The organism is Microcoleus sp. BROC3 (assembly GCF_036702515.1).
Classification (GTDB): domain Bacteria; phylum Cyanobacteriota; class Cyanobacteriia; order Cyanobacteriales; family Microcoleaceae; genus Microcoleus.
Genome location: NZ_JAUBTQ010000014.1, coordinates 4451 through 18939, shown reverse-complemented (window position 1 = coordinate 18939; position 14489 = coordinate 4451). Strand labels below are relative to the sequence as shown.

Genomic DNA, 14489 nt, shown 5'->3' with positions numbered 1-14489 from the left:
ACCGATGCAAGAAATCCTTACCAACGACAGGCCCCGCCTCCACGAAAACTTTTCGCAAGTGGTGAAAAGTTACTATCAACTAACAAAACCCAGAATTATTTTACTGCTGCTAATCACCACCTCAGCAGGAATGTGGATGGCCGCCAAAGGAGAAGTCGAGCCGCTATTGCTGGTATCAACTATTACTGGAGGCGCTTTAGCTTCCGCGTCGGCGAATACGATTAATTGTGTCTACGACAGCGACATCGATTATATTATGGAGCGCACCCGGTGGCGGCCGATTCCTTCGGGGCGTGTCAAGAAGCGGGATGCTTTGATATTTGCGATCGCCCTAGCTACAATATCTTTTACATTGCTGACAGTTGTTGCCAACTTATTAGCCGCATTGCTAGCCATGTCCGGCATCGTTTTCTACGTCCTAATTTACACCCACTGGCTGAAGCGCCACAGCGTGCAAAACATCGTCATCGGCGGTGCAGCAGGGGCGATTCCCCCGCTAGTTGGGTGGGCTGCGGTGACGGGAGATTTGAGTTGGGGTGCGTGGCTGCTGTTTGGGATTATATTCCTGTGGACACCGCCGCATTTTTGGGCATTAGCAATGATGATTCGCGACGAATACAAGGAAGTAGGCGTCCCGATGTTACCCGTAATTGAGGGCGACGAAGAGACAGCCCGCCAAATTTGGATTTACACGCTATTGATGATTCCTGCAACTTTGCTGCTAGTTTATCCCCTGCATTTAGCGGGCGCGTTGTATGCGGGAACCGCTATTTTCCTCGGTGCTATTTTTGCCCAAAAAGCTTGGTTGCTGTTGCAGACTCCAGAGGATAAGATTGTTGCGCGATCGCTCTTTAAATACTCTATTCTGTATCTGATGCTATTGTGCGCTGGAATAGTGGTTGACAGTTTGCCTGCGACTCATAATTTTACTACTGCTGTTGTACAAAATGTGCAAACTTTGATTAGTGCAGTTGTGATGTAGTAATCCGTTAAATAGCCCTTATTAAAATAAAGCCCGCATCTTGCGGGTTTTGTTTATGGTAAAATAGCAATAGTCATTCTTCCATCTGCGTTAATCTGCGTTAATCTGCTTTAATGTGCCGTAAAAAAAAGAGTGGATGAACATGAAAGAAACCATTAAGCTAAATATAAAATCACATTCCAGCTACTTTGAGAATCTTGAATAAATATACTAAGTGTAAAATTAAAATAGGAGGAAAGTTCTGATGGCTGAGAATACCGTGAAAGTAGACATCTCATTTCAATCACTGCTGGAAGCTATTTCGTCACTGGGAATTGCTGAAAGATACAAGATATGGGAATTTTTGGAAGCTGAATTATTCCCGAATGAGGACGATTCTCCAGAAGACATTGCCGAAATTGAAGCGGCCCGTGCTGATTACAAAGCTGGAGATTACACAACTTTCGATCGATATATGGCACAACGGGCAAATAAATCGACATGACTTACACTATCCTTACCCCTAAAGCTGTACAAAAGCAGCTAGATGCCCTGCCCAATGATGTCTACGATCGTATTGCTGTCAAGATTTTGCAACTTGCCGAAAACCCGCGCCCAGATGGGGTGGTCAAGCTCAAAGGTGCTGACAATGAGTACCGTATTCGGATTGGTGATTATCGCGTTCGTTATGAAATCGGCGATGAAGAACTAATCATTCTCCTATTACAATGCAAACATCGGAAAGATGTTTACAAAGCATGATGTTTCTTCACCTATTATCTCACTCATGCTTCTTTACCAAAGTTGCTGTACAAAGCTTCAAAACGCTTGGCTTCTGCTGCTTGATTAATCAAATCAGTTTCAATTTCTGCGGTGTTGGCATGATAGTAAGTTAATGCAGCGTAGACTTCGGCGAGGGTGAGATGTTCGATACGATCGCAAATCTCTTCAGCAGTCAATCCTCGCTTGTACCAGGTTACAATCCGGCGAACGGTAACGCCTTTACCGACGATGTGAGGACATCCACCATGCAGTCCGGGAGTGCGTGTAATGAGCGTACCAATGTCAATAGATACTGCTGCGGTCATAAACTATCGAAGTTTGAATGGACTGATCTCTATTACAGCATAGCGATCGAGGAATTAGATCGCGGTGTGAATTTCGAGCGATAAATGAGGTAAGCTAGAGACAAAGGTTTCAAACAATTTTAACCAATGCCAGCATCCGTTGCTTATCTGTTTGACAGAATCACAGTGAACCCAAGACAATGTGGCGGTCGTCCCTGCATCCGGGGAATGCGGATTCGAGTCATCGATATCCTAGAGTTGCTAGCTGCGGGTGAGCAAATTTTTAAGTTTCTCGAAGAATTGCCAGACTGGGAACTTGAGGATATTAAAGCTGCGCTGTTGTATGCAGTCCGCAAACTCGACCATCCCGTTTTAGCCGCATGACAATTTGGTTGAATTCTCATCGATCGCCAGCAATTGATGTGTGGATTACTGGCTACCTTTGGTGAAATACATCAGCGATCTGCGGTATTTTTCTCTTCTATTGGGTATTGTACCGCAACTGCGATACAATTATAAGTTCGACTGCTAGATTTTCGTAAACTCGTAATCAGTTGATATATTTTGGGAATGTCTGAAAAAACTCTGCTAAGTGAAATTGTTCATTGTCCCCATGCACGAGAGTGTCAAGAAGATCTTTCTGTTGAAAATCCATGTCGTACAATTGTTGACTCTCAAAATGCAATTGGGTTAGAAAAATTTCAAGTGCCTGAACCTTGGAGTGGACAGATAGAGCAAGCACCCATTCTCTTCCTGAGTTCAAATCCATCAATTGGCTCTGATGAAGATTACCCAACTTGGGATTGGTCATGTAGCGAAGTACACGATTATTTCAATTACCGTTTTGGAGGAGGACGTAAGCACTGGATCGTTGATGGTACAAAATCCTTGCTAAAAGACGGGAAATATAGTCGCTCTACTCGATTTTGGGCAGCGGTTAGACAACGTGCGATTGAGCTACTTCAACGGAACGTTAGTCCAGGCATTGATTATGCGCTTACCGAGATAGTGCATTGTAAGTCTCGTGCCGAAACTGGTGTAGAAGAAGCACAGGAGCAATGTGTGGAAGCCTACTTGTTGAGAGTTTTAAAACTAGCAAGAGCAAAAGTGATAGTGGTACTGGGGGCACGCGCAAAGCAAGTGATTCAAAGCCAATTCAATATCTCTACAGCAAATTCAATATCCGAGTTCGTTGAGATAGGGAATCGTGAAAGATTTTTTGCTTTTCTCCCCCATCCAAATGCTCGGACCCACCGTTCTTTTGCTAAGTGTTTACAGGGTGATGAACTGGAAAAGTTACGCGCTTTTTTGCGGTAGCATCAAAATACGGCAAGAGATGCGCGCACTCGAACAACGCCAATGCACCCGACCGTCGAGATCCTGTCGGTGGCAGTCTGAGGTAATTTGCGGCGGGTGATTGGCAACGTTAGACCGCTAAATCTGAGTTGGGTAGTGGCTTGAATGTATCTATCAAATTCCAACCCAAAGGTGAATGTCATGCAAGCTAAACTTCAAGAACAACTTTCTCCTGATGCCGAAGTTATTTTGGGACGTTTGCCAGAACGAATTAAAGCTGCTCTAATTGCGCGTGCTGCGAAAATTGAATATCCGATCGCCATTTCGATCGCCAATTTTCTCGACACAGAAGCATTAGGTTTCGTAGATTGCAAACCAGGACGCGGGCAGTAAAATCGAGAAGTCCTAGGCGATGAAGTTCGAGATAAGGTGAAAGCCCGATCGCTAAAATGATGAATAGATGTTGCTGCCAAGATAACCATGACCACCATCACCCTCAACCTCTCTCCCGAACTCGAACACCAAATCCGCACTGAAGCATCTCGACAGGGCGTTGAACCCGATCGCTACATCCTCAACGCCCTGCAAGAACGCCTCCAGCCTAGACTTCCAACCACCCAACCTACAGAAGCCGACTTGCTGCAACAAATTAACATCGGCTTTAGTGCACAAACCTGGGAAGAATACCATGCCCTCATCGCCAAGCGTCATGCCGAAACCCTGACTCCCGAAGAACACAATCAACTGATCCAAATGAGCGATCGCCTTGAACAACTCAATGTTGCCCGCATTCAAGCCTTAATTCAACTCGCAACCTTTCGCAACCAACCTCTGACAGACCTCATGCAGACCCTCGGCTGCCTGCGGGTTCTTCCGTCTACGATCAGAAGTAGTTAGAGTCTAAAAAAAATTTATGCCAGTTGTAGCAGTTAAAACTTACATAGAATATCGGAATGATGCCTATTGGGTTGAAGGAACTCGGATTTCTCTTGACTCGATCGCCTATGCTTTCCAACAAGGATTATCGCCCGAAACTATTGTTCAGTCTTTCCCACTACTGACACTGGAACAGGTTTATGGTGCGATCGCCTTTTATCTAGCCAACCGCGCTGAAATCGATGCTTACCTAGCCGCCGAAGAAGCCGCATTTGATGCCATGCCTCAACCTCTACAAACCAGCGATCGAGCTTTGTACAACAAACTGATGGCAGCTAAGGCAGCAAGACAGCAGGTGCGATCTTGAATATTCGCTACCAAGCTGATGCTGACTTGAATCAGGCAATCGTCACAGGATTACTGCGACGAGAATCTACAATCGACTTTCAAACTGCCTTGGCTGCTGGGTTAGAAGGTGTTAAAGATTCCGACGTGCTGGCAATTGCAGCACAGCAAAGACGTGTTCTCGTCAGCCACGATCGAAAAACAATGCCAGCGGAATTTGCTAATTTCATTACTACCAATCAGAGTGCCGGAGTCATTATTGTTTCCCGAAAAATACCGATGGAAGTTGTCATCGAAGAACTACTCTTGATTTGGGCAGCATCTAGTGCAGAGGAATGGGTCGATCGTATTGCTAAGCTACCCCTTTGATGCACACTAAAATGGATATCGAAAGCGTTAAGCTAGAAACAGACAACAGAGAGCCAACCTACGCAAAAGGTTAATATCAATGGTTGCGATCGCCCAAAAAACCCTTTCCTTCGAGGAATTTCTCAACTGGGATGACGACTCCGGCAGGTCATTCGAGCTAGTCAATGGAGTTGCCATGCCCTTGAGTGAACCCACAGCCAAACATGAGGATGTCGTCGATGGATTATGTCGTCTCTTGGTAGATCATTGCCAATCCTTGAACCTTCCCTACGTTCCTCGACAAAGTAAACAAGTCAGATTGAACGCTGCCCCGGGCGAAATTGAATCGAGTCGTAAAGCCGACATTGTGGTGTTTGCCAAGGAAGAATGGGTCAGAATGCGTCAAAGTTCTGCCTCTGCTGCTGCCTATATTCCACCTCCCTTGGCGATCGAAGTTGTCAGTACGAATTGGCGGGATGATTACCGCATCAAATTGAATGAGTATGAAACTTTAGGAATCCTGGAGTATTGGATCGTTGATTATGCAGGGTTGGGAGGCGTTCAGTATATTGGTTCTCCAAAACAGTCTACGGTGACAATCAACCGCTTAATCGATGGTGAATATCAGGCACAGCGATATCAAGAAGAAGCCATTATTGTTTCTCCAACGTTTCCTCAGTTGGTATTAACGATCGCTCAAATCGTTGCGATGACACAAGTTTAGTGTTGGCAAATTATTAGAGTTGCAATCGTTAGTTGACGAACTGTACGAGCAATTGGCATACAATTATTTCATCAATTACGATAGCTATCCACCATCCCCTTGGTTAAAGTCAGAAATAACGGAGGTTTTGTCAATTGATGGGCGATCGCTATTATTTTAACTTGACTGAGATTCTCAGAAACCGGGTTTTTGACAAAATCTGCGGGCGGCAACGAAATATCTTCCTCAAAAACCCGGTTTCGGCACCCCCTAATTAATTCGACTGAATTTGCGAATTCAAAACCTTAGAAATTCGATCGCGCGTTTCTTCCAAATGAGCCCGCGTATAAGCATCCGCATTCCGATCCAAATTCCGAATACTTTTGCTCAAACCCTCCCGCAACTGCCGCAACTCGTACCAAGCCAAACTCCGCGCATCCTCTGGAACACTCGTTTTTCGCAGCACCATTCCCATCAAAATCGCCAAATGTTCCCGCTGCAAAGAACGCCGAAAAGTTGAAATCCGCATCTTCTTTTCCGGCTGCAAAACCTCTTTCCAAACATCTTTTTGCACAGTATCCAACACTTCCGGCAACCTCAAAGCAGTTTCCGGCGCTGATTTCAACTCCGCATCCCGCAGCCTCGCCAAGCGCACCGGCGATAGCAAAACTCGCAGCACAAACCGCTGCAGAAAAGTAATTCGATCGCCGATCGGGTAATCTAGAGGAAACACCAAAGCCGGACTTCCCCAGTGCTCCCAGCGCGAAGGTGCCAATTTGTTGAGCAATTCCGGGGCAAAACTAAACGCATCCGGCGCAAAAACGTACTTTTCCAGTGTTGCTAAAGCTTCTCGCTGCTGAGAAAGTTCGATCGGCACAAACGGCAACTTCGCATTAGTATCTCCAGGGCGAATCCGATTAAACGACTGTCCCCCCACATACAAAGTCGCATTCATCACCTGCTGAACATAATACCCGAACACCGAATCAAACATCACCCGCAGTTCGTTATAACCCTCTTCCCCAACCGGAATTCGCTTTTCCAAACGCTTCCACATTGCCCTAGCATTATCCAATTGCCATTGCGAATACCTCAGCATATTGGCGCTGAGATCGAAGGTATTTGCAGAAGGATCGAGAATGTCAACAGCATCCTCATCCGGCGCGTAAGCTAATTGGGGTTCCGCAGCGCGGCTGGCAATTTGTTGCAGCGCTGGTAAGTCGCTGTTGGGGTTTGCGCCGCCAATCACCTTGTAACCGTACTCGATCGCCCAATCGTCGTAAGGCCCTACAATCGTTGGAAAATAGTCGCCCTGCACAGTTCCGGCAGGTGCCAAATTAATCGGCACATAATCCATCACCGACGCAATCATACCTTGGGTGCGAGTTACCTGAGTATTGTTCAAATCCTCCGGTTGCAGCATCGTACTGCCGTGAAAATTGTGCCTCAAACCAAGAGTGTGACCGACTTCGTGCGCCGTCAAAGATCTGATATATTGATTAACATAATTGTCAATTGTCGGACTGCTAGGCGCTGTATTTTCCAACAGATCCATCGACATTGCCCCGAGCGCAAACTGTCGGCTCGATTCCAACCCAAAACACAGATCCGAACTCGACATCAACCGCGATAAAGGCGATCGTTTTTGCTCCTGGTATCTTTCTACCAAAGTCGGCAAATCCTCAGCAATTCCACCTCGATCGTTTTCCCCGCTGCTTTTTCCTAAATCCCCATTTTCTAGCACATTCAAATAGCGAGAATACATTCCGAACTGACAGGGATTGGTATTAGAACCGTTTCGCCCTTGAAAACTCTTAGATACCGAGCGATTTTGTTCCACCAAAGACCGATAGCCCTGTTTGATTTGCCGTACAACATTAGCATCCAACAGAATGTCAGCATCCAAAATTTCTCCGGTCAGCGGGTTAGTGCGAGACGGCCCGAGGCCGGCAAACTCAGGCTCAAAAGAACTCGACCAGCGAATAGTATTGTAGCGAACGTCACCCGGGTCCCATTTAGCATTGTCCGGCATTTGTTTGACCTGAATTGCCTCAGTAAAACCTGCCTTTTCAAAAGCTTTGTTCCACTCCAAAGCTCCCTCGCGAATTGCGTTTCGGTATTCCAGAGGCACATTATTTTCTATCCAAAAGACGATCGGCTGCACCGGAGGCGACATCGGGGCTGTCGGGATTTGCTTTTGCAGATGCCAGCGATTGATATAGCGCACAAAAGGCTCCCGCCTGCTCTTGTCAGAAAAGTCTTTATATGCTGTGAGAAAATAGCCCACTCGCTCATCCGCAAGTCTGGGGCGGTAGCCGTTATTTAGCGGCACTTCCGAGAAACTGTAGTGAATGCGAAGGTTAAAAGCCCGACTGTCAGGAATCGATGGTAAATAGTTAACTTCACTGTCATTATCGCTAGAAAAACCGTAAATAGAAGCAATTTCTACATTCAGCGGAAACGCTTTAACATCTTTAAAATAAGATTTGTCTTCATCGAGCGAGTAAGAAGCGCCCAAAATCAGCGGTAAAATCGCTTTTACTCCTGGTAAGTCGCGCTTTTCACTCATCAGCAAATCCCCTAAATCTATCAACAGAGTTTGTCGTTGCGGATGAATGCTTTTGACCGGCAAAGAATATAGAATCGAGTCGCTAAATGCCCTTGCCACCGAACCAGTTTGCGGGTCGCCCGGACTGGTGCGAAAATTAATATTTGGTATCACAAACTGCACATTATTTTGGACTCGGCGCAGTTGAAACAAGAAATCGCCCAGAGGCAATCCGCTAAAAATGCCCCCTTCCCCCAAACCCGAAGCCAGTGTCACGAAACACAGAAACTTTTTATTTAGTTGTTGCTGTGTAATTTCCAGATAAACTTTATTAGTTGCTTGATTGCGGTAAAGGGTAAATAGTCCCTCTAACTTTTGCGCGTCTTTGACAACCTGTTCAAAGGGTGCCAGAGTTGGCTGTTCGCTATTTTGTTCGTTGCTGGGCGGCCCAGATGATAAAGCAAAAGGTAAAAATAAACCTTTATACAAACTGAAACAGAAAAACACTAAAGATAATATAAAAAATATCAAAGGCAAATTTTTTCGGGGACTTTTTATCTGTTGATTTTTGCGATTTTCAGGAAATATCAATTTTTTCATTTTCAGGATCTAGCCGCAGGAAAGAATATTTTTGAGATAGCCGCGTCGCACTTGCAACGCTGCGATAGTTCCAATGAGAGCTTTTACAGGAGTGTTGGCTGTGGGATATCCAAACGAGAGATAAGCTGTCGGGGATCTAAGTTATATATTTGGGTCGGGACACCACCCCACAAGAATTTCATCAAACTGGACTGTCATAAACACTCCGCTGAGGAACCGTAAAATTATGTTAGATGCCCCTGGGTTGATACACTTTGCTGTGCGGGATGACATCGCACTCCTAAACAACGCTTTATACAAAATCGGGACGCTCCCGCAACGCTTTGCTTTGCATGAGTTGTGAGTTAAATCAGAATCGTAGATAGTCCTGAACCTGCCCCTACAAGCAGATTTAAATCATTTAACTTCTAAAATAACTCAAAACTCAAAAGTCAAAACTATTTTTTCGCCGGCCACGGAATCATGGGATCTTGAGCCAACCGCTTAGAAACTGCAACAGCACCGTAACGGTTGAGGTGGCTGGGGTCGGAAAAAGATTCCCGCGCCTGGGGCCACAATAAGCTCTTATCTAGGAAAATTAGTCCGCTTTGAGCTGCTAATTCTTGCATATATTGCCGGAATTCTTGTTCGTAACCTGTCCGCACGGGGTCTAAATAATCTTCAGTCAGAGGCATATTCACAAACACGAAATTGATGTTGCGAACCTTGGTAAATTCGATCAGATTTTTGAGTGCTAGAGCTTGTTCGCCTATCAATTTAAAATCTTGATAGTCGGAGTCGTAATAGCCAGATACTTTCGGGTGATTCTGAAAGTAAGTATCGGGATTGAAGCGTATATCGATCGGCAAAAAGCCGTTTGGTTGAAACTCGCTGGGTTCTTTACCCCCAGCAATTGGCTGGGCGTTTTCAGTTATTTGTTGGCCCAGCACTCCGGTTTGGGGACTCTCGGTTGCAACAGGGGCTGATGGATTCGCGAGCGATCGCAAAAACCCTTTGAGCCGATCGCGCTTTTTGTAAATTGCAGAACCCTGCACCAACTTTTGACTCACCAATTGCTGAACGTTAGCTTGAGTTTGTCCCAAATTGTGTACCAATTCAGTCGCAGTCGCCACCGGATTTTTTGCACTCGGATTCGATTCTTGGGCCTCTAATTGATTGGTGCGGATCAGAAAACTACCCCGGGACAATTGCCTGTAACCTTCCGAAGAAGCGATCGCACTAAAAGTCAAATCCGGCCGCCCGCTGTTGAGAGCCCTCGCCCCGTCCGCCAACACCAACAATTTCGGCAGTTGTTGCGGAGGCAAAATCCGGCGGACGATCGAATCTACAACCTGGAGAGTAGCTCCATTCACCCCAAAATTGTAAGCCTTCAGCCCCGGGTAGCCCGAAGCTGCCAAAGCGGTTTCCAAAACCGCCGGGTCGATACCCCGCAGCGCCCTCGAACTACCGACAATTAAAATATCCGGCGGTTTTTTGTGCAGGTGAATGTACTCTTGATAGCGCGCTATCTGATCGTCAAGCTGCTCGCTCCTCAAAGTTGGGAACACTGGAGGAGCAGAAACCTCAACTACAGGAACGCTAGTATTTCCCGGTTTCGTAAACCCAGAGCCGTTGAACACCTCTTCCCCGTTCGCTTCCGGCGACGGCTGCAACGGAGTTTGAGGCAAATTCGCCTCCCCAGCAGGGGGAACGGAGTTCGGGGTTTCCTTCGGAGGTGGGGCTGTAACGTCGCCCAAAGCCTTGGGGGATGAATTTTGACAATTTGGGCCGCTGCAAACTTCGGAGGCGCTAGGAGCTTGACTGACCGGCGCAGATTGCAGAAATAGACCCAGGAGCCAATCGGTATTGAAAGTCAGCAGACAGCCGGCGATCGCCCAAATCAAGGCCATTCCCGCCGCGCGATCGGCTCTCACGCCACCGGGCGCAGCAGCATTCGTTGACAAACCGTCGTTGGGAACAAACAAACCCGAAGCGACAAGCGGTTGCACTGCAGCTTGAACTAACTGCTCGCCCAGGTTGTATCCGGGGAGTCGGATTTTGAAGCGCGGCCGCCAGGAGTTGGGCACCGGAGCATCGAACACCAAATTCTCCCCCAAACCCGAAAAACTCCCCTCCTCGGCCGGCGCAAACTCCGGCATCGGTTCCTTTTCCAACACAGCCAGTGGCGAAGCAGCCGGTGCGGGTGCCGCCGCTGATTCCTCGTCAACCGCCGTTCGGAGGTCAATTGCGTAGCGCCACAGGGGCAGTTTCTGGCCGGCGCGCCGCCCGTAGACTCGCACTCCTGCCACTCCCGGAATTTGTAAGTGCCGCAAAAATTTCGCCACCGGCGGGCCTACCTTCGATTGAGAAGGGCAAGTCAGAGCTTCAGTCATGACGTGCAGCACGTCGGCTTTGTGTAGCACGACAGCCCGAATCCCTCCTGTTTCCAGCTTGCGTCTGAGATTGGGGTTGAGCAACCTGTTCAATAAAAAAGTCAGAGCCAATTGGTCGCCCTCGGCTGCCAGCGTTCTAGCGCTCGCAGCTAAGTCGGGGTGGTGGGCGGCAGGCAAGTCCACCCAGTCTATCCACACCGGCGACTCCGGCTCCGCCTGAGAGTCCTTGGCTGGTTCTACGCCGTAGATAGTAGCTGCGCGGATGCCTTGGGGCGCGAAGGAGGCTAACAATGGGGCGATCGCGTCGGTAGTTTGCTGCTTGTCGGGGTATTCTTGCCGTTTAGGTTTTTGTCCTTTTTTGGCAGTTTTGCTGCAAAACAGGTGGAGGGTTGCTTCTTTGAGGGTGGCTCGCACTTCGACTCTCGATGCTGCCAAGTGTTGGTTGAGCAGTTTGGCGATCGACTGTACGTCTCCCCACCTCGCCCATTCCTTGAGAATAGTGTCCGGCGAAGTCAAATCCACCCGCAGCAGCCAGTCTGGCTTCGCTTCGCCGCTCACTTGGCTGCCGATCACTGCTTCCCGGAAATCCTCTAGTTGCAGTTTCCGCAGCCTGCCGGCGATGGGTTCTGCCAGCAATGAGGGGTCGGGGCTGTAAGCTGACTCGCACAGCACCAGCAGCCGGCGTTCCTTGGGCTTGATATTTTCCGGCCCCTTGACCGGCAGGGTTTCCCGGCTGCTTTTGAGTTCTTTTTCGCGAATGCTTACTTTCACCGAAACTCCCATCGGCCCGAGGATTTCGCTGAGATAGCTGGCGATCGCATCTGGATAGCCCCGGCGCGCCAAAGTTTCCGGCGAAACCGTCAATGTTCCACCGCCATCGCCCTCGCCGGAGTCGGCTTCGGGGGATTGAATCAAAGCCACTGCGCCACGGTTCGCTTTCTGCTGCGGGGGAACGGTGGAACTAAAAGCTTCCCGCGTCGCAGCAGCCGAAGTGTCGATCGTCACGGGGGAAGTTTCAAAAACTTCTGGGTATTGAATCCGGGAGGCGATGGGCAGACTTTCGGCGTCAAAATCCAGTTCTTCCCGTACTTGCGGCGAATGGGCTGCTGTTTCTACCGGTTTTGGTGTCTGTTTGAGTTTGCGGTTGTCATTCTTAAATTTGCCGAAAAATCCGCCTCTTTTAGGGCTTGCTGGCGGCTCGCCGTCGGGGGAAGTCGCTGGCGGCGGCACTTCGGCAGCTTTTGGTTCCGGTTGCTGTGGCTGTTGCTGTCGCTTGGGACTGCTGCAATCGAGCCTGACTGTCCAGTCATTTTGTCGGGAACCGATTTTGCGGCCGCACAGAAACAACTGGTAAATTTTAGGTCGATCGGGCTGCAGTCGCGTTAAATCAGTTTGTTCGATCGCGTGGGTAAATCTCGCCGTCACCAATTCTTGAGACGGACACTGCGCTGCTTCGCACAAAATGTGCAGGTGATTTCCCCGCAACCGCGCTTGTACTTGAACTTCGGGAAGCCCTAAAGCTTCTTGCGCCCACTGCGACGCGGCCGATCGATTGTCTGCCAATATGCTCCCGTTCGCATTCAACATGGGACTTTAAATTTCGTCAAGGCTGCTTTCGTCTTCTACAGATAGCACATTTCGTCCGTATTTTGGCATATATTAGGCTTCACTTAGGCGAAGTCATCACTCATTGGTCGTTAGTAATTATTAGGAATCGCACCACACTACATATAGTGCGTCTGCGTCCAGGACTGTACAACGTAGTTTCCAAAGCATTTACTTTTGCAATCGGTTTTTTCGTATTTTTGCGAACAAATTAAGTTACTTTTTATACAACTGATGGGTAAATCAGTTTGGCGATCGCCAGTCCAAAGTTGTCAAAAGCCGAAAATTCCTAGTGTGACGCTTCAAATACGGAAATAAGTTAAAGCTGTGATGAAGTTTACTTCAAGATGGCGAAAACCGCTTGCGATCGATAAAAATTACTGATATTCTCAAATCTATCTGTTAACAACAGCAATAAAAAAACAACTTATTGCGATCGCATCAATTTTTTAGCCGCATCGGCAAGTTTTCACCTGTCGATATCGCAGCTTCCGTCCTCAATAAAAAAAACAAAATCCCAGCATCGTCTGGACTCGCTTTGCTTGCGATATTTTCAAGATTAACATCCTCAACTTCTGCATAATTTTAGTCACTTTCATCATCAAAAAACCTCACTTCAAATCATGTCACCAATCGAAGCATCTACCCCAAAAACAACTGCCAATATTTCTCTCATTCCCGACCTTGCAGAAGACTTGCAACTAGCAAATTCTACCAATAATTACTCTTTTCCCCCGAAAATTCTCCTAACAACTAACGAAACCTCCTCCACAAACCCAGCGTTGAACTATTACAATCAAAAAACCAAATCCTCGAAAAAAGCCCAGAAATATCTCCCCAACAAGCAGAGATAGACGCCTTCATCCTCAACAAAGATTCAACACCAACAACCAACAGCATTCCTGAAAAACCGCAAACATCTACAACTCAAACCGACGCAATCACAGGCGATACAACCAAGCCAGCAACTCGCAATAACATCTCTTTCGACTCCGGCATTTTCCAAGCAGACGAAACAGGTAAAATTGTGTTCGATTACCTATCAGATGGAGGCTGGTATCAAGGAGAACTAGGAATTATCAGCCTCAAAGGAATGCAGGAATTTGTTCCAGATTCCGAAGCATTTATCAAAGAAGTAGCCAGACGCGCTTTAAGCAACTCCTCCCTCGGTTATATCGCAATTTCCGACAGTACAGACGCAGCAAAATTCTCTAGCTTCGAGGGAGAAAACAACTTCAATATCGGAGAATACCGAGGAATTAAAACCTTCGCCATGACTCCCGGAGACGAACTTGGCATCATCGTAGTTCCCAACGGCACAATACAACAAGTATACGACAATCCAGGAATTGATGGAGACAAAAAACCCTTATTCTCAATGGCGACAGCTAATTCCAGCGATGTTTTTAAACCAGGACAAATTGCCAGTGCGGTGAATGGCTGCAGTATATTTGTTATGGAAGATATGGGGATAGGGGAAGGGAGCGATCGAGATTATAACGATATCATCTTTTCCCTCAAAGGCGCAACCCCTAAAGTCATTTCAATGGATGATGTAATTGCCAAAAACTCCGATTGGCGTACATCAGAGAAAGCTAAAGAATTGATAGCTTATGCTGCGCCAAAAACTGAGACTAAGTTAGAAGACAAAAAACCAGATACTACTTCTACAACCAATTCGGCTGAAACAAAAATCGAAAATTCCCCCGCAGTTGAAACTCAAAATCCGACTGTTTCGGAAATTCCCAATTCCGAGACGACTTCGGCT

15 protein-coding genes are annotated in these 14489 nt (G+C 47.3%); 12 read left to right on the top strand and 3 right to left on the bottom strand.

Annotation, left to right across the window (positions count from 1 at the left end):
* Positions 1–4: 4 nt before the first annotated feature.
* The 3 genes from QUB30_RS11230 (at position 5) to QUB30_RS11220 (ending at position 1723) form a co-directional block, all read left to right on the top strand.
* Positions 5–982: a heme o synthase gene (locus tag QUB30_RS11230; protein ID WP_333333333.1), complete on the top strand. Its 978-nt coding sequence runs from the start codon at positions 5–7 to the stop codon at positions 980–982.
* 244 nt (positions 983–1226) lie between these two features.
* The gene (locus tag QUB30_RS11225) at positions 1227–1466 is read left to right on the top strand and encodes a hypothetical protein (protein WP_332979695.1); all 240 of its coding nucleotides are present in this window, start codon (positions 1227–1229) and stop codon (positions 1464–1466) included.
* Complete coding sequence (locus QUB30_RS11220) at positions 1463–1723, top strand: type II toxin-antitoxin system RelE/ParE family toxin (protein WP_333056712.1); 261 nt, start codon at positions 1463–1465, stop codon at positions 1721–1723. The genes QUB30_RS11225 and QUB30_RS11220 overlap by 4 nt, the downstream gene beginning before the upstream one ends.
* Positions 1724–1746: 23 nt before the next feature.
* On the opposite strand, the gene QUB30_RS11215 is transcribed toward QUB30_RS11220, so the two are convergent.
* Positions 1747–2049 carry a DUF433 domain-containing protein gene (locus QUB30_RS11215; protein WP_333333166.1) on the bottom strand — a complete coding sequence of 101 codons (303 nt, stop codon included), beginning with the start codon at positions 2047–2049 and terminating at the stop codon, positions 1747–1749.
* A gap of 126 nt (positions 2050–2175) precedes the next feature.
* Between QUB30_RS11215 and QUB30_RS11210 the strand changes: the two genes are divergently transcribed.
* The 7 genes from QUB30_RS11210 to QUB30_RS11180 all read left to right on the top strand — a co-directional run bounded on the left by QUB30_RS11210 (position 2176) and on the right by QUB30_RS11180 (position 5617).
* Positions 2176–2412: a DUF433 domain-containing protein gene (locus QUB30_RS11210; protein WP_333333164.1), complete on the top strand. Its 237-nt coding sequence runs from the start codon at positions 2176–2178 to the stop codon at positions 2410–2412.
* Between the two features lie 186 nt (positions 2413–2598).
* Entirely contained in the window at positions 2599–3345 is a 747-nt protein-coding gene (locus tag QUB30_RS11205) for a uracil-DNA glycosylase family protein (protein WP_333333162.1), read from the top strand.
* Between the two features lie 144 nt (positions 3346–3489).
* Positions 3490–3717, top strand: coding sequence for a hypothetical protein (locus QUB30_RS11200; RefSeq protein WP_333333160.1), 228 nt, complete (start codon positions 3490–3492; stop codon positions 3715–3717).
* 87 nt (positions 3718–3804) lie between these two features.
* On the top strand, positions 3805–4221 hold the full coding sequence (locus tag QUB30_RS11195; protein ID WP_333333157.1) for a hypothetical protein: 417 nt from the start codon (positions 3805–3807) through the stop codon (positions 4219–4221).
* A 16-nt stretch (positions 4222–4237) separates the two neighbouring features.
* Entirely contained in the window at positions 4238–4567 is a 330-nt protein-coding gene (locus QUB30_RS11190) for a DUF433 domain-containing protein (protein ID WP_333333155.1), read from the top strand.
* The gene (locus QUB30_RS11185) at positions 4564–4914 is read left to right on the top strand and encodes a DUF5615 family PIN-like protein (RefSeq protein ID WP_333333153.1); all 351 of its coding nucleotides are present in this window, start codon (positions 4564–4566) and stop codon (positions 4912–4914) included. Before QUB30_RS11190 ends, QUB30_RS11185 begins: the two co-directional genes overlap by 4 nt.
* Positions 4915–4993: 79 nt before the next feature.
* On the top strand, positions 4994–5617 hold the full coding sequence (locus tag QUB30_RS11180; protein ID WP_333333151.1) for a Uma2 family endonuclease: 624 nt from the start codon (positions 4994–4996) through the stop codon (positions 5615–5617).
* Positions 5618–5870: 253 nt separating this feature from the next.
* On the opposite strand, the gene QUB30_RS11175 is transcribed toward QUB30_RS11180, so the two are convergent.
* A complete protein-coding gene (locus QUB30_RS11175) occupies positions 5871–8744 on the bottom strand; it encodes a zinc-dependent metalloprotease (protein WP_333333149.1) in 2874 nt (957 codons plus the stop codon).
* A 437-nt stretch (positions 8745–9181) separates the two neighbouring features.
* Positions 9182–12703, bottom strand: a complete 3522-nt coding sequence (locus QUB30_RS11170) for a hypothetical protein (protein WP_333333146.1) — start codon at positions 12701–12703, stop codon at positions 9182–9184.
* Positions 12704–13344: 641 nt separating this feature from the next.
* Between QUB30_RS11170 and QUB30_RS11165 the strand changes: the two genes are divergently transcribed.
* Together QUB30_RS11165 and QUB30_RS11160 are read left to right on the top strand one after the other, a co-directional pair.
* Positions 13345–13575 carry a hypothetical protein gene (locus QUB30_RS11165; RefSeq protein WP_333333144.1) on the top strand — a complete coding sequence of 77 codons (231 nt, stop codon included), beginning with the start codon at positions 13345–13347 and terminating at the stop codon, positions 13573–13575.
* Between the two features lie 173 nt (positions 13576–13748).
* On the top strand, positions 13749–14489 hold a 741-nt coding region (locus QUB30_RS11160; RefSeq protein ID WP_333333142.1), incomplete at its 3' end, for a DUF4114 domain-containing protein.

Bases quoted from the DNA above. Each gene is read 5' to 3' on its own strand.
- QUB30_RS11230 (WP_333333333.1), top strand. From the start codon at position 5: ATGCAAGAAATCCTTACCAACGACAGGCCCCGCCTCCACGAAAACTTT.
- QUB30_RS11225 (WP_332979695.1), top strand. From the start codon at position 1,227: ATGGCTGAGAATACCGTGAAAGTAGACATCTCATTTCAATCACTGCTG.
- QUB30_RS11220 (WP_333056712.1), top strand. From the start codon at position 1,463: ATGACTTACACTATCCTTACCCCTAAAGCTGTACAAAAGCAGCTAGAT.
- QUB30_RS11215 (WP_333333166.1), bottom strand. From the start codon at position 2,049: ATGACCGCAGCAGTATCTATTGACATTGGTACGCTCATTACACGCACT.
- QUB30_RS11210 (WP_333333164.1), top strand. From the start codon at position 2,176: ATGCCAGCATCCGTTGCTTATCTGTTTGACAGAATCACAGTGAACCCA.
- QUB30_RS11205 (WP_333333162.1), top strand. From the start codon at position 2,599: ATGTCTGAAAAAACTCTGCTAAGTGAAATTGTTCATTGTCCCCATGCA.
- QUB30_RS11200 (WP_333333160.1), top strand. From the start codon at position 3,490: ATGTATCTATCAAATTCCAACCCAAAGGTGAATGTCATGCAAGCTAAA.
- QUB30_RS11195 (WP_333333157.1), top strand. From the start codon at position 3,805: ATGACCACCATCACCCTCAACCTCTCTCCCGAACTCGAACACCAAATC.
- QUB30_RS11190 (WP_333333155.1), top strand. From the start codon at position 4,238: ATGCCAGTTGTAGCAGTTAAAACTTACATAGAATATCGGAATGATGCC.
- QUB30_RS11180 (WP_333333151.1), top strand. From the start codon at position 4,994: ATGGTTGCGATCGCCCAAAAAACCCTTTCCTTCGAGGAATTTCTCAAC.
- QUB30_RS11175 (WP_333333149.1), bottom strand. From the start codon at position 8,744: ATGAAAAAATTGATATTTCCTGAAAATCGCAAAAATCAACAGATAAAA.
- QUB30_RS11170 (WP_333333146.1), bottom strand. From the start codon at position 12,703: ATGTTGAATGCGAACGGGAGCATATTGGCAGACAATCGATCGGCCGCG.
- QUB30_RS11165 (WP_333333144.1), top strand. From the start codon at position 13,345: ATGTCACCAATCGAAGCATCTACCCCAAAAACAACTGCCAATATTTCT.